Here is a 13,078-nt window from a genome sequence, read left to right as displayed (position 1 = left end):
TACTACGACGGAAAACGGGAAAAGCTGGGCGAGGGCGTCATCGTCATCGCTTCCGTCCTGGACGGCAAGGTGAACCTGATGGCCACAGCCACAGACGGAGCCCAGAAGGCGGGAGCCCATGCCGGAAACCTCATCAAGGCCATTGCTGGTCTGGTGGGCGGAGGCGGCGGCGGCCGTCCCAATATGGCCCAGGCCGGCGGTAAGAACCCCGCAGGCGTGGACGAGGCCCTGGCAAAGGTGGCCGAAACGGTGGAATCCCAGGTAAGATAACCCGGCATCAGCCAGTTTTTTACAAATTTTTCATAATTCCAAAAAAATCTATTGACGAATGTGTAATTTATGATATAATCATACCAGTGCTAAAAAATACCCAAACAGTTGTATTATGCACAATTACACAACTGGAGGGAGGTTAGGTGTGAGCTATGTCAAACGTAATCGTTAAAGATAACGAGAGCCTGGACAGCGCTTTACGCAGATTCAAAAGAAACTGCGCAAAGGCTGGTATTCAGCAGGAGATCCGTAAAAGAGAGCATTATGAAAAGCCCAGCGTAAGACGTAAGAAAAAGTCTGAAGCGGCAAGAAAGCGTAAATACAACTAATCATTGAATGAAACGCGTAATGAAGAAGATATTCCGTAACAGGGATATCTTCTTTTTTTGTCCGGAACTGCATATAGTAGCATGAATCCACCAAAGGCGGGGACAGGATTTGAAAAGGAAACGAGACGGAATGAACGGGCTGGCAGAGTCCCTGGGGCTTCCGCTGGACGCCAGCCGGGGAGAGACGATCCTGACCTTTGTGGGGCGGTCCATGGTCCGGATCGAGAATTACAGGAGCATCCTGGTATACTCAGATACATATTTAAAGATCCAGGCTGGAAAATACAGGCTTTCCATCGACGGAAGGAACCTTCGGATCCGCTATTATGATAAGGATGAGATGGAGATCACAGGGAATATAGATGCCATCGGCTTTGATGAGAGGTGACGGACTTTGAGGGAAAAGAGGCGTCTTTTTTTTAAGGGCGGGGTGCAGGCGGAGATCACAGGTCTTGGCCGGGAGCGTTTTTTTAACATTGCGGCCCGCCGGGAGCTTTTTGTAACAGGGATCGGGACAGACCGGGACGGACACGTCCTGTTCTGGACCACAGGCGAGGATTATAAAAAAATGAAGCCGGCGGCAAGAAAGGCCGGCGTTCGCCTTTTTTTAAGGAAAAAGTACGGACTTCCCTTTTTTCTTTTCCGGAACAGAAAGCGGAAGCCACTGGCTGCCGGATTCATCTGCTTCTTCCTTTTGCTGTACGGCCTGTCCTTTTTTATATGGGACATTTCCTTTGAGGGAAACTTAAGGTTCACGGACCAGACGCTCCTGCACTATATGGAGACGCTGCCAGTGGCCTGCGGCATGAGAAAATCCGCAGTCTCCTGTGAAGAACTTGAGGAGAGCCTGAGAAACCAGTTTGCAGAGATCACCTGGGTATCGGCAGAGATCAAAGGGACCAGGCTCACAGTGCGGATCAAGGAGAACGAGGCCATGCTGTCGCCTGTGGAGCCAGACCGGACGCCCTGCGATCTGACGGCTGAAAAGGACGGCGTTATCGAGCGGTGCGTGGTCCGGAACGGCCTTCTCAAGGTGAGGGCCGGGGATCCGGTGGCCGCCGGGGATCTTCTGGTGGCCGGGACGATCCCCATTTACGATGATTCAGAGAACCTGGTCAGCTCCCATGAGATCCGGGCAGACGCGGAGGTCTATGCAAGGACTGTATATGAGACGGAAAAGAAGCTTCCCCTTACCTATGAGGTAAAGAGCCGGACGGGGAGGGTCAGGCGCGGGGCATTTTTCAGTATCTTTGGCAGGACCTTTTATTTCCTGATGCCGGCCTACGGGGATGCTTCCTGGGAATTTTTTATGGAGGAGAGGCAGCTTAGGCTTTTTGAGGACTTCTGTCTGCCGGTATACGGAGGGCTCGTGACGGCTCTGGAATACGTTCCCTATGAGCGGGCTTATACAAAAGAGGAGGTTTCTGCCGAAAAAGACCGGTATATGGAGGAATATATGGAAAAATTACAGGAAAAAGGTATACAAATCCTTGCAAATGATGGTAAAATAGAAAAAGGTGAATCCGGCTGGAAGATCCAGGGGACAGTAACCGTGATCGAGGACATTGCGGGGCCCGTCCCCATACCGGAAAAACATGAGGAGAATCAGACAGTAAATGAGTTTAATTGAGACAATCATAGACGTTCCCGCGGAACATGAGCGGAAGGTCTGCGGACAGTTCGACTGCTACTTAAAAAAGATTGAAAGGACGCTCCATGTGTCCATGATCGCCAGGGACGGGGAGATCAAGATTATTGGCCCGGACCACGCGGTGAAGAAGGCCAAAAGCGTGTTTTCCACCCTCATCGAGCTTTCAAAACGGGGAGAAGAGGTGGGAGAGCAGAATGTGGATTATGCCCTGGCCCTTTCCTTTGAGGGGAAGGATGAAGCCCTTTTGGAGATCGATAAGGATATCATCTGCCGCACCATCAACGGGAAGCCTGTAAAGCCCAAGACCCTGGGACAGAAGCAGTATATCGACCTGATCCGGAAAAAGATGATCGTGTTCGGCGTGGGCCCGGCGGGAACGGGAAAAACGTATCTGGGCATGTCCATGGCCATCCAGGCATTTAAGAACGGAGAGGTGAACCGGATCATCCTTACCAGGCCCGCCATCGAGGCCGGAGAGAAGCTGGGCTTCCTGCCGGGAGACTTGCAGAGCAAGATCGATCCGTATCTGCGGCCCCTGTACGACGCCCTGTATCAGATCATGGGCGCCGAGTCCTATCTGCACAACGCGGAAAAGGGACTGATCGAGGTGGCTCCCCTGGCTTATATGAGGGGACGCACCCTGGACAATGCGTTCATCATCCTGGACGAGGCCCAGAATACCACCCAGGCCCAGATGAAGATGTTCCTGACCCGTATCGGCTTCGGCTCCAAGGTCATCATCACCGGCGACCAGTCCCAGAAGGACCTTCCCTATGGAACGGTCTCAGGCCTGGATACGGCTCTTAAGATCTTAAAGAACATCGACGATATCGGGATCTGCTACTTCACCAGCGACGACGTGGTGCGCCATCCGCTGGTACAGAAGATCGTAAAAGCATATGATGAATATGAGGCCCGCGGCAAAGGCGCAAAAAAGCCGGACCGCCAGGCCGGAAGGGACGGAAGAAATGACAGTAACCATCGAGTATGAGGCCGAAGAGAGGCTGGAAGTTCCTTATGAGGAGATCATCCGCAATGTGGTGGAGGAAGCCCTGGACTACGTGGAGTGCCCTTACGACGCGGAGGTAAACGTGGTCCTGACGGACAATGAGGGGATCCATCAGATCAACCTGGACATGCGGGGCATCGACCGTCCCACAGACGTACTTTCTTTTCCTATGTGCGACTTTGAGACACCAGGAGATTTTGACGGGCTGGAGGAGACACCGGAGGAGTATTTCAATCCGGATACGGGAGAGCTGATGCTGGGGGATATCGTGATCTCTGTGGAAAAGGTAAAGGAACAGGCGGAAAAATTCGGCCATTCGGAGACCAGGGAGCTGGCCTTTTTAGTGGCCCACAGCATGCTCCATTTAAGCGGCTATGACCATATGGAGGATGAGGAACGGCTGGATATGGAAGAAAAACAGAGGGAGATTCTGGAACGGAGGGGTTACAGGAGATGAGAAGGCATGGCAGAAAGGGGATCATGGTGCTGGCGGCAGCCGTTCTTGCGGCCACTCTTTCCGGGTGCGGAAAGAAATATGAGGAGGCAGCGGTGACCACGGCGGCAGAGACAGAGGCTGAACCTACCCGGGTGGTGGTCCTGGAGACTGAGCCGGAAACGGAGCCGCCGGAGACAGAACCAGAGGAGCCGGTGGAGCGCGTTGAGGTGGATGGAAAGATCCGGAGCTATCTCACCGGGGAAATGGTGGATGTGGCCATCGGAAACCGCCGTCCTCTGGCGGTGATGATGAGCAACGATAAGGAGTCCCTGCCCCAGTACGGCATCAACCGGGCCGGAGTGGTCTATGAGGTGCCGGTGGAGGGGGAAATGAACCGCTATATGGCCCTGATCGAGGACTATGACGGCCTGGAGCGGATCGGGTCGGTCCGGAGCGCCCGCACCTGCTATACCTATTTTGCCAGAGAGTACGACGCTATTTTTGCCCACTACGGCCAGAGCACCTTTGCAAAGAAATATCTGAACAATGTGGACAATATCAATGGCCTGGACGGCATCGGCGGTACGGCCTATTACCGTACCAAGGACCGGAAAGCGCCTCATAACGCCTATACCAGCGGAGAGCGGGTCAATAAGGCCATTGAAAAGCTGGGCTACCGCACTGGCTACGGGGATTCCTATGAGGGCCATTTCCAGTTTGCCAGGGGAAAGGAGCAGATCGTTCCGGACAGTGACGACGCATTCAAGGTGGTTCCCGGCTATCCCATGAACAAGCCCTGGTTTGAGTACCAGGAGTCGGACGGCCTGTACCACCGGTTCCAGTATGGGAGCCATCATAAAGGAAACGAGGGACTCATTGCCGTTAAAAACATTATCTTCCAGTATGTGGAATGGGGCCACTATGCCTCTACTCCCTATCTGAATATCAATGTACATAAGGGCCGTGAGGGATACTATTTCACCAACGGGAAATACCAGAAGATCACCTGGAAAAAGGACGGGGAATTTGGTGTGACCCGGTATTATGACCTGGACGGCAATGAGATCACATTAAACAAGGGAAAGACCTGGATCTGCATCATTGGTGCAGACCGGTATGATAAGGCTGAGATTTATGGAAAGTAAAGAAATGAGAGAGCGGGGAGCCAGCCGGAAAAAGGCCGGCTCCCGGCCGGAGAAAACGGGGGGAGAATCCAATTTTGTGGTCCAGGGCAGCATCCTGGCCATCGCCTCCATTGTGGTGAGGATCATCGGCATCGCCTACCGGATCCCCATGATAAACATCATTGGCGACGAGGGAATGGGCTATTACGGGACTGCGTTTAACGTGTATAACATTGCCCTGCTCCTGTCCTCTTACAGCCTTCCTCTGGCCGTATCCAAGATGGTATCCGTCCGGCTGGCCAGGAAGCAGTACCGGAATTCTGTCCGGATCCTGCGGGCAGCCCTGGTCTACGCCACGGTGGTGGGAGCCCTGGCAGCGGCCGTTATCTGGTTCGGAGCCGACTTCTTTGCAAGAGAAGTTTTTTTTATGCCCTATGCGGCCTTTGCGTTAAAGACCCTGGCTCCCACTGTCTGGATCATGGCGTATCTGGGCGTGTTCAGAGGCTATTACCAGGGCCAGGGGACCATGGTTCCCACGGCCCTGTCCCAGGTCTTTGAGCAGATCGTAAACGCCATTGTCAGCGTGGCCGCCGGAAGCTGGCTGTTTAACCAGGCCATAAAGGTAGAGATCTTAAGGGGGGAGTCCGGCTCCGGCTATTCCAATTCCTGGGGCGCTGCCGGAGGCACTATCGGAACAGGCGCAGGCGCTTTTACGGCCCTGGTGTTCCTGCTGCTTCTGTTTGCCGCTTACCAGAGGACCATCCGGAAGAAGGTACGCAGGGACCGGTCCGGCTCCCTGGAGAGTTATGGGACCATTACTAAGATCTTATTTTTTACAGTGGTCCCGGTGGTGGTGAGCTCTGCCATTTATAATGTCAACAGCGTCCTGGACAACGGTCTCCTGGCCTATAATTTCAAGAGCCTGGGCATGGAGGAGGAGTTTATCTCCCAGTGGGGCGTGTACACGGGAAAATACCATCTTCTGATCAACGTTCCCATGGCTGTCTCCAATGCCCTGTCCTCGTCGCTGATCCCGTCGGTGTCCCGGGCTGTGGCCACCGGGGACCGGCGCATGGTGAAAAAGAAGGTGGCCGCTGCGATCCGGTTTTCCCTCCTGATCGCCATTCCGTCCGCCGTGGGCCTTACGGTCCTGGCGGGGCCGGTGAATAACCTTTTATTCTCGGGCGATAATGACCTGGCAGTCCAGATGACCCTGTACGGGTCCATTGCTGTGGTCTTTTATTCTGTGTCCACGGTGACCAATGCCATTTTACAGGGCATCGACCGGATGCGGCTGCCCATCGTCCATGCCCTGACTGCCCTGGTCCTGCATCTGGCGGCCATGGAGGTCATGGTCCTGGTGTTCCATATGGGGATCTTCTCCATGGTATTTGCCAATATCCTGTTTGCAGTGATCATGTGCTTTTTAAACCACAGATCCATACGGAAGATCCTGGGCTACCGCCAGGAGGTGAAAAAGACCATCCTCCTGCCGGCTGCGGCTTCGGCGGTCATGGGTGCGGCAGCAGTGGGCGTCTATAAGCTCATACACCTGGGGATCCAGAGCAACGCAGTCTGCACCCTGGGGGCCGTGGCTGCTGCCGTGGCGGTCTACGGAGTCCTTCTGGTGAAGCTTGGCTGCCTGGACGAGGACGAGCTGCACCAGATGCCCGGCGGGACCAGGCTTTTGCAGATGTTCCGGAAGCTGCGGCTCATGTAGGCCAAACTTTGGCAGAAAATCCGTAAAAGCTGTTTAAAACAGGGAAAGAAAGCAGATACTGTTTTCAGAAGGAGTGATTTCCAATGAAAAAATATGTATCCTGCTTTCTTTTCTTTTTGGTGCTGACGGCAGGCTGCCTGGTGTCCCTGTTTGTCCTTACCATTGATCCGCCCAGACAGCAGGCGGCAGAGGTGCAGATGACCGAATCCGTGGAACAGCCGGCCCTGGCGGAAGGCAGCGGAGAGGAGGAGATGGCCCACCTGGTGCTGAACCAGGAGGCAGTGGAGCCGGAGCCTGTAAAGGACAGCTTCTGCCTGGTGGCGGAGGAGGGGTATCTCATTGTTTATGACGACAGCCTGGCAACGGTGAATCTTTTCACCCATATGCCCCTTGCGGATTTTCCGCCGGTGGAACAGGAAAGGCTCATGGAGGGGATCTGGTTTCCCACCATGGCGGAAATTTTCAGCTATCTGGAATCTTACACCAGTTAAGACTTGCAATTTAAACGCCGGGTGGATATACTAGGAATAACATTTTTACAGCAATGGCATGCAAGGAGGAAGCTATGGGACGACCAGAAGGGATCATCATCGGCGGCGGAGCCGCCGGACTTATGGCGGCCATTACGGCGGCAGAAAACGGTGCAGGGGTGACGATCCTGGAGCATATGCCCCGGGTGGGAAAGAAGATCCTTTCCACAGGAAACGGAAAGTGCAATCTGACCAACCTGGATATGAGACCGGACTGCTACCGCTGCGGGACCGCGGATTTCCCCATGACGGCCATCGGACGGTTTTCTGCGGCAGACACGGTCTCCTTTTTCCGCCGTCTGGGCGTGGTGGTCACAGACCGGAATGGGTATGTCTACCCGGCCTCCGGCCAGGCCCAGACGGTGCTGGACGCTTTGAGGGAAAAGGCAGAGAGCCTGGAGATCCGGATCGTGACGGAATGCAGACCGGAAACAGTGGAGAGGGACGGGACAGGCTTCTGCGTCCGGACCTCCTGCGGTGCTTTCCGGGGAGATTTCCTGATCCTGGCGGCAGGCTCCAAGGCGGCTCCGTCCACAGGCTCCGACGGCAGCGGCTATGATCTGGCAGCTTCCCTGGGCCACAAGATCGTAAAGCCCCTTCCGGCTCTGGTACAGCTGAAATGCCGGGGGGATTTTTTCAGATCCATTGCCGGCGTCCGCACGGAGGCAGAGGTAAGCCTTTATACGGCCGGGAAGCATGGGGAGCTGGGAGATCTTCTGGCCTCCGACCGGGGGGAGCTGCAGCTTACGGATTACGGGATCTCCGGGATCCCGGTGTTCCAGGTGAGCCGGTATGCCTCCGAGGCCCTGGACCGGAAGAAGCGGGTGCTTGCAGTCCTGGACTTTTTCCCATCCCTGAAGGATGAAGAGCTTTTCTTACTTTTAAAGGAGCAGAGAATGTATCTGTCAGACCGGAAGGCAGAGGGCTTTTTAAACGGCATCTTTCATAAAAAGCTGGCGGCCCTGTTTTTAAAGGCTGCCGGGATCAGGGGAGAGGAAATGACTGGAAGGCTTTCAGATAAAAAGCTCCTGGCGGCGGCGGAGCTTATAAAGCGCACAGTGGTGGAGGTGACGGCAGCCAATTCCTTCGATAAGGCCCAGGTATGCATGGGCGGAGTCCGTGTAAAGGATGTGGATCCCTGCACAATGGAATCCAGGCTGGTGCCGGGACTTTATTTTGCCGGTGAGATCCTGGATGTGGACGGGATCTGCGGCGGCTATAATCTGCAGTGGGCCTGGTCCAGCGGCTATGCGGCCGGAGCCAGCGCCACAGGTAAGGAGTAATTACATATGATCCGAATCAATCAGCTGGCCCTGGAGGTGGGCCATGGCCCGGGGGCCATTAAGAAAAAGGCGGCCAGGCTTTTAAAGGTGCCGGAGACCTCCATCCGGAGGGTGGATGTGGTGCGCCGCTCCATCGACGCCCGGAAAAAGGACAGGATCCTGTACAGCTACATCGTGGATGTAAAGCTTGCGGAAAAGAAAAAGGAAGAGACGGCTGTGAAAAAGGCGGACAGCCGCAACATCCAGATAGAAACAGAAGCCCGGTACCGGTATCCGGCCCATGGAAAGGAAGTCTTAAAGGACCGTCCGGTGATCATCGGAGCCGGTCCGGCAGGGCTTTTTGCGGCCCTGGCCCTGGCGGAGAATGGCTTTGCTCCTCTTCTTTTAGAGCAGGGAGATCCGGTGGAGGTGCGGGCAGAGAAGGTGGAGGCGTTCTGGAGGAACGGGGATGACAGCCTGGACCTCCACTCAAACGTCCAGTTCGGGGAAGGCGGCGCCGGGACCTTTTCTGACGGAAAGCTGAACACGCTGGTAAAGGATGTGTTCGGAAGGAACGGAAAGGTCCTGGAGACCTTCGTGGAGGCCGGGGCGGACGGTTCCATCCTGTATGACAGCCGCCCCCATATCGGGACTGATGTTCTCCGGGAGGTGGTGAAAAATATCCGGAAACGGATCCAGGACGCCGGAGGAGAGGTGCGGTTTGGCTGCCGGGTGGAGCAGGTCCTGATGGAAGACGGAAGGACCGGAGGCGTCCTTCTGGCCGGAGGGGAAAGGATCCAAAGCCGGACGGTGGTGCTGGCTGTGGGCCACAGCGCCAGGGCGCTATTTTCCTCCCTGTGGGAGCAGAAGGTCCTTATGGAGCCCAAGGCCTTTGCCGTGGGCCTAAGGGTCCAGCATCCCCAGAAAATGATCAATCTCTCCCAATACGGCAGGGAGGATGCGGGAGAGCTGGGAGCCGCTCCCTATAAGGTGACGGCCAGCACAAAAAGCGGCCGCGGGGTCTATTCCTTCTGTATGTGTCCCGGCGGCTATGTGGTCAATGCCTCATCGGAAAAGGGAAGACTGGCCGTCAACGGTATGAGCAACTTCCGGCGGGACGGAGAGAACGCCAACAGCGCCATCATCGTTTCTGTGACTCCTGGGGACTTCCCGGTTCCCGGCGCCCTGGGCGGAGTGGAGTTCCAGCGGAGGCTGGAGGAAAAGGCGTTTTTACTGGGGAATGGAAGGATCCCGGTGCAGCTTTATGGAGACTTTAAGGAGGACCGGAGATCGGAGGCCCTGGGAGACGTGGCGCCCCAGTTCTGCGGCGGCTATGCCCTTTCCAATCTCCGGGAACTGATGCCGGAGGCGCTCAATACAGCATTTATAGAGGGAATGGAGCAGTTCGGAAAAAAGATCCGGGGCTTTGACCGGTCCGATGCGCTTCTTGCGGGGATCGAAAGCCGCACCTCCTCGCCCTTAAAGATCATAAGGGACGAGAACCTGGAGAGCAGCGTCAAGGGGCTTTACCCATGCGGAGAAGGGGCCGGGTACGCCGGAGGGATCACGTCGGCAGCCATGGACGGCCTTAAGGTGGCAGAAGAGATCATCCGCCGGTACTGCCCGGCATAAGCAGGAAAAGGATATGAGGCTGGTTACAGAAAATCCTGGGATTGGAGAGATGAAACATGAAAAAGACAGCAAGAGAAGAACTGAAAAATAAAAAGAGGATCGTCATAAAGATCGGCTCCTCCTCCCTGACCCATCCAGAGACCGGGGACGTGAACCTTGTTAAGATCGAGCGGCTGATCCGGGTCATCAGCGACTTGAGGGGCATGGGAAAAGAGGTGGTCCTGGTGTCCTCGGGAGCCATTGCAGCGGGCCGTCAGGCCCTGGGCTGCCAGAAGCCGCAGACGGTGGCGGAAAAGCAGGCCTATGCGGCTGTGGGCCAGGCCAGGCTCATGATGGTATACCAGAAGATCTTTTCTGAGTATAACCAGACGGCGGCCCAGGTCCTTATGACAAAGAATACCATCGTGGACAATACCTCCAGGGAAAACGCCAGGAATACCTTCGACCAGCTTTTAAAGCTGGGAACTGTGCCGGTGGTCAATGAAAACGACACGGTTTCCACTTATGAGATCAAATTTGGCGATAATGACCGGCTTTCTGCCATTGTTTCTGCCCTCATCGGCGCAGATCTTCTGGTCCTTCTTTCAGATATCGACGGCCTTTATTCCGATGATCCGAAGATGAATCCGGATGCGGAATTCATCAGCCAGGTGGACGAGCTTTCCGACGCGCTCATGTCCATGGGAAAATCCACGTCCGGAAGTGATGTGGGCACCGGCGGCATGGCGGCAAAGCTCTACGCGGCAAAGATCGCCGCCGGCAGCGGCACAGACATGGTCATTGCCAACGGAGATGATGTGGGAGTGATCTGGGATATCCTGGAGGGAAGGGAAGTGGGGACCCTGTTCACGGCCCACAGGAGTCCGGATTTCACGCTCCTTGATTATATCGAGAGCGTACACCCATAACACCAGAACAGAGCCCGCAGGCGGGACCGGATCACAGGAAGGACCGCCCCAGGACGGATTCAATCATAGAAGGAGAAAAACAGAATGGATGCAGAAAAGATCGACAGAATCAATGCCCTTTACCATAAATCCCAGTCTGTGGGACTGACAGAGGAAGAAAAGAACGAGCAGGCAGCCCTCAGAAAGGAATACATCGAGGCAGTCCGGAGGAATTTAAGGGGAAGCTTAAATAATATCTCCATCAAGGAAAAGGACGGGACCATCACAGATCTTGGAAAGAAGTATGGAAATGTGGGACACACAGAAAGCTGATCTGAGAAAACAGATGCGCGGCCTTTTAAAGGCTGTATCTGCGGAGGAAAAGACGGCCTGGGACAGGGAGGTCTGCCGCCGTGTCCTTTCCCGGCCGGAGATCTCCGGGGCGGACCGGATCCTTGGCTATATGGCCCTTTCCTGGGAAACAGGGACCCGGAAGCTTCTGGAGAAACTTTTAAGAGAGGGAAAGCGGGTAGCCCTGCCCAGAGTCGTCATGGATGGGAAGAACAGCCAGGAAAAAGGCCCGTGGATGGTTTTTTTTGAGATCCGGTCCATGGACGATCTGGAAGAAGGTGCCTTCCATATTCTGGAGCCTGGCGGGCATTGTCCGAAGGCAGACTGGAGAACAGCGCCTGTGCTGGTGCCGGGCATGGCCTTTACGCCGGACGGAAGGCGGCTGGGAAAGGGAGGCGGCTATTATGACTGCTTCCTGGAACGGGAGCCGGACCATGAGACCTTGGCCCTGGCCTATGGCTTCCAGATGGTGGAAACGCTTCCGGGCGAAGAGCACGACCGGCCGGTGGATATGGTCATAACGCCGGAGCAGATCTTTTTTTCCGGACGTCACAGAGGGAAATAACGGACAGCAGGGAAAGCGAGGAAAAAATGATGGATTTAAAAGAGATCGGACAGAGAGCAAAGGACGCTTCATACATACTTGGGACCATGGACTCCCAGAGAAAGAACGAAGGCCTCCGGGCGGCGGCCTCAGAGCTTTCAGGACGCCGGGAGGAGATCTTAAGGGCCAATGAAGAGGACCTTCGTCTTGCCAGGGAAAAGGGCATGGCCCAGGGGCTTTTGGACCGGCTGCTGCTCACCCCGGAGCGCATCGAAGGGATCGTCACGGGCATGGCCCAGGTCATAGATCTGGAGGATCCCATCGGCCAGGTCCTTTCTATGAAAAAACGGCCCAACGGCCTTCTCATCGGCCAGAAGAGGGTGCCTCTGGGCGTTGTGGGGATCATTTACGAGGCCAGGCCCAATGTGACGGCCGACGCCTTTGCCCTGTGTTTTAAGACAGGGAACGCCGTGATCTTAAGGGGAGGCAGCGACGCCATAAATTCCAACCGTGCCATGGTCTCCTGTATCCGGGACGGACTGAAAAAATGCGGGATCCCCGAGGACTCTGTCCAGCTCATCACCGATACCAGCCGGGAGACGGCCACAGGATTCATGCGCCTCAACGGATACCTGGATGTGCTGATCCCCAGAGGAGGAGCGGGGCTGATCCGGAGCGTGGTGGAAAACAGCACAGTGCCTGTGATCGAGACAGGAACGGGAAACTGCCATGTATATGTGGATGAGTCCGCAGACCTGGATATGGCCCTGGATATTGTGTTCAATGCTAAGACCCAGCGCATCGGCGTCTGCAACGCCTGTGAATCCCTGCTGGTCCACAGGGACGCGGCAGAACGCTTCCTCCCGCGTTTAAAGGAGAAGCTGGAGGAAAAACAGGTGGAGATCCGGGGAGACGAGGCCTCCCGGGCCGTGGTCCCGGAATTTGCGGCGGCTTCGGAGGAGGACTGGGGAAAGGAATACCTGGATTATATCCTTTCCTGTAAGATCGTGGATTCTGTGGATGAGGCCATCCGCCATATCAACCGCTACAACACCGGCCACTCGGAGACCATAGTGACAGAGAGCTATGAAAACGCCCAGAGGTTCCTGGACCAGGTGGATGCGGCGGCGGTCTATGTGAACGCCTCCACCAGGTTCACCGACGGCTTTGAGTTCGGCTTTGGGGCAGAGATCGGCATCAGCACCCAGAAGCTTCATGCCAGAGGACCCATGGGACTTCTGGCCCTGACCTCCACCAAATATATCATTTACGGAAACGGACAGATCCGGAAATAGCCGGGACGGGATTTTTCTGTTTGCTTTTGCATGTA

14 protein-coding genes and 1 pseudogene are annotated in these 13,078 nt (G+C 55.5%); all 15 read left to right on the top strand.

Annotated elements, in window-relative coordinates; all coding sequences use genetic code 11:
• Positions 1-6 precede the first annotated feature (6 nt).
• Positions 7-270: pseudogene (locus OCV69_RS00350) on the top strand (DHHA1 domain-containing protein); the annotation flags it as partial.
• A gap of 155 nt (positions 271-425) precedes the next feature.
• Positions 426-602 carry a 30S ribosomal protein S21 gene (rpsU, locus tag OCV69_RS00345; protein WP_003504099.1) on the top strand — a complete coding sequence of 59 codons (177 nt, stop codon included), beginning with the start codon at positions 426-428 and terminating at the stop codon, positions 600-602.
• A 109-nt stretch (positions 603-711) separates the two neighbouring features.
• Entirely contained in the window at positions 712-990 is a 279-nt protein-coding gene (locus OCV69_RS00340) for a YabP/YqfC family sporulation protein (protein ID WP_252207865.1), read from the top strand.
• A gap of 6 nt (positions 991-996) precedes the next feature.
• Entirely contained in the window at positions 997-2,232 is a 1,236-nt protein-coding gene (locus tag OCV69_RS00335) for a sporulation protein YqfD (RefSeq protein WP_158356905.1), read from the top strand.
• The gene (locus OCV69_RS00330) at positions 2,219-3,244 is read left to right on the top strand and encodes a PhoH family protein (protein ID WP_022273978.1); all 1,026 of its coding nucleotides are present in this window, start codon (positions 2,219-2,221) and stop codon (positions 3,242-3,244) included. The genes OCV69_RS00335 and OCV69_RS00330 overlap by 14 nt, the downstream gene beginning before the upstream one ends.
• A complete protein-coding gene (gene ybeY / locus OCV69_RS00325) occupies positions 3,222-3,719 on the top strand; it encodes an rRNA maturation RNase YbeY (protein WP_022273979.1) in 498 nt (165 codons plus the stop codon). The genes OCV69_RS00330 and ybeY overlap by 23 nt, the downstream gene beginning before the upstream one ends.
• Entirely contained in the window at positions 3,716-4,843 is a 1,128-nt protein-coding gene (locus OCV69_RS00320; RefSeq protein ID WP_158356904.1) for a DUF3048 domain-containing protein, read from the top strand. The genes ybeY and OCV69_RS00320 overlap by 4 nt, the downstream gene beginning before the upstream one ends.
• Positions 4,833-6,542 carry a putative polysaccharide biosynthesis protein gene (locus tag OCV69_RS00315; protein WP_330599896.1) on the top strand — a complete coding sequence of 570 codons (1,710 nt, stop codon included), beginning with the start codon at positions 4,833-4,835 and terminating at the stop codon, positions 6,540-6,542. Before OCV69_RS00320 ends, OCV69_RS00315 begins: the two co-directional genes overlap by 11 nt.
• An 83-nt stretch (positions 6,543-6,625) precedes the next feature.
• Positions 6,626-7,033 (top strand): hypothetical protein, encoded by a 408-nt coding sequence (locus OCV69_RS00310; RefSeq protein WP_158356903.1) that lies wholly within the window; start codon positions 6,626-6,628, stop codon positions 7,031-7,033.
• A 74-nt stretch (positions 7,034-7,107) separates the two neighbouring features.
• Positions 7,108-8,355 (top strand): BaiN/RdsA family NAD(P)/FAD-dependent oxidoreductase, encoded by a 1,248-nt coding sequence (locus OCV69_RS00305; protein WP_158356902.1) that lies wholly within the window; start codon positions 7,108-7,110, stop codon positions 8,353-8,355.
• Between the two features lie 6 nt (positions 8,356-8,361).
• Positions 8,362-9,966 (top strand): NAD(P)/FAD-dependent oxidoreductase, encoded by a 1,605-nt coding sequence (locus OCV69_RS00300; protein ID WP_158356901.1) that lies wholly within the window; start codon positions 8,362-8,364, stop codon positions 9,964-9,966.
• Between the two features lie 56 nt (positions 9,967-10,022).
• Positions 10,023-10,874 (top strand): glutamate 5-kinase, encoded by an 852-nt coding sequence (gene proB, locus OCV69_RS00295; RefSeq protein ID WP_022273985.1) that lies wholly within the window; start codon positions 10,023-10,025, stop codon positions 10,872-10,874.
• An 84-nt stretch (positions 10,875-10,958) separates the two neighbouring features.
• A complete protein-coding gene (locus OCV69_RS00290; RefSeq protein ID WP_022273986.1) occupies positions 10,959-11,186 on the top strand; it encodes a DUF896 domain-containing protein in 228 nt (75 codons plus the stop codon).
• On the top strand, positions 11,164-11,769 hold the full coding sequence (locus OCV69_RS00285) for a 5-formyltetrahydrofolate cyclo-ligase (RefSeq protein ID WP_262562899.1): 606 nt from the start codon (positions 11,164-11,166) through the stop codon (positions 11,767-11,769). The genes OCV69_RS00290 and OCV69_RS00285 overlap by 23 nt, the downstream gene beginning before the upstream one ends.
• A 29-nt stretch (positions 11,770-11,798) precedes the next feature.
• Positions 11,799-13,043 carry a glutamate-5-semialdehyde dehydrogenase gene (locus OCV69_RS00280; protein WP_158357001.1) on the top strand — a complete coding sequence of 415 codons (1,245 nt, stop codon included), beginning with the start codon at positions 11,799-11,801 and terminating at the stop codon, positions 13,041-13,043.
• Positions 13,044-13,078: the final 35 nt, after the last annotated feature.

Source organism: Alitiscatomonas aceti (assembly GCF_025567195.1).
Lineage (GTDB): Bacteria > Bacillota > Clostridia > Lachnospirales > Lachnospiraceae > Alitiscatomonas > Alitiscatomonas aceti.
Note: the sequence above shows the minus strand (reverse complement) of the source record. Positions and strands in the feature narration are given on the sequence as shown.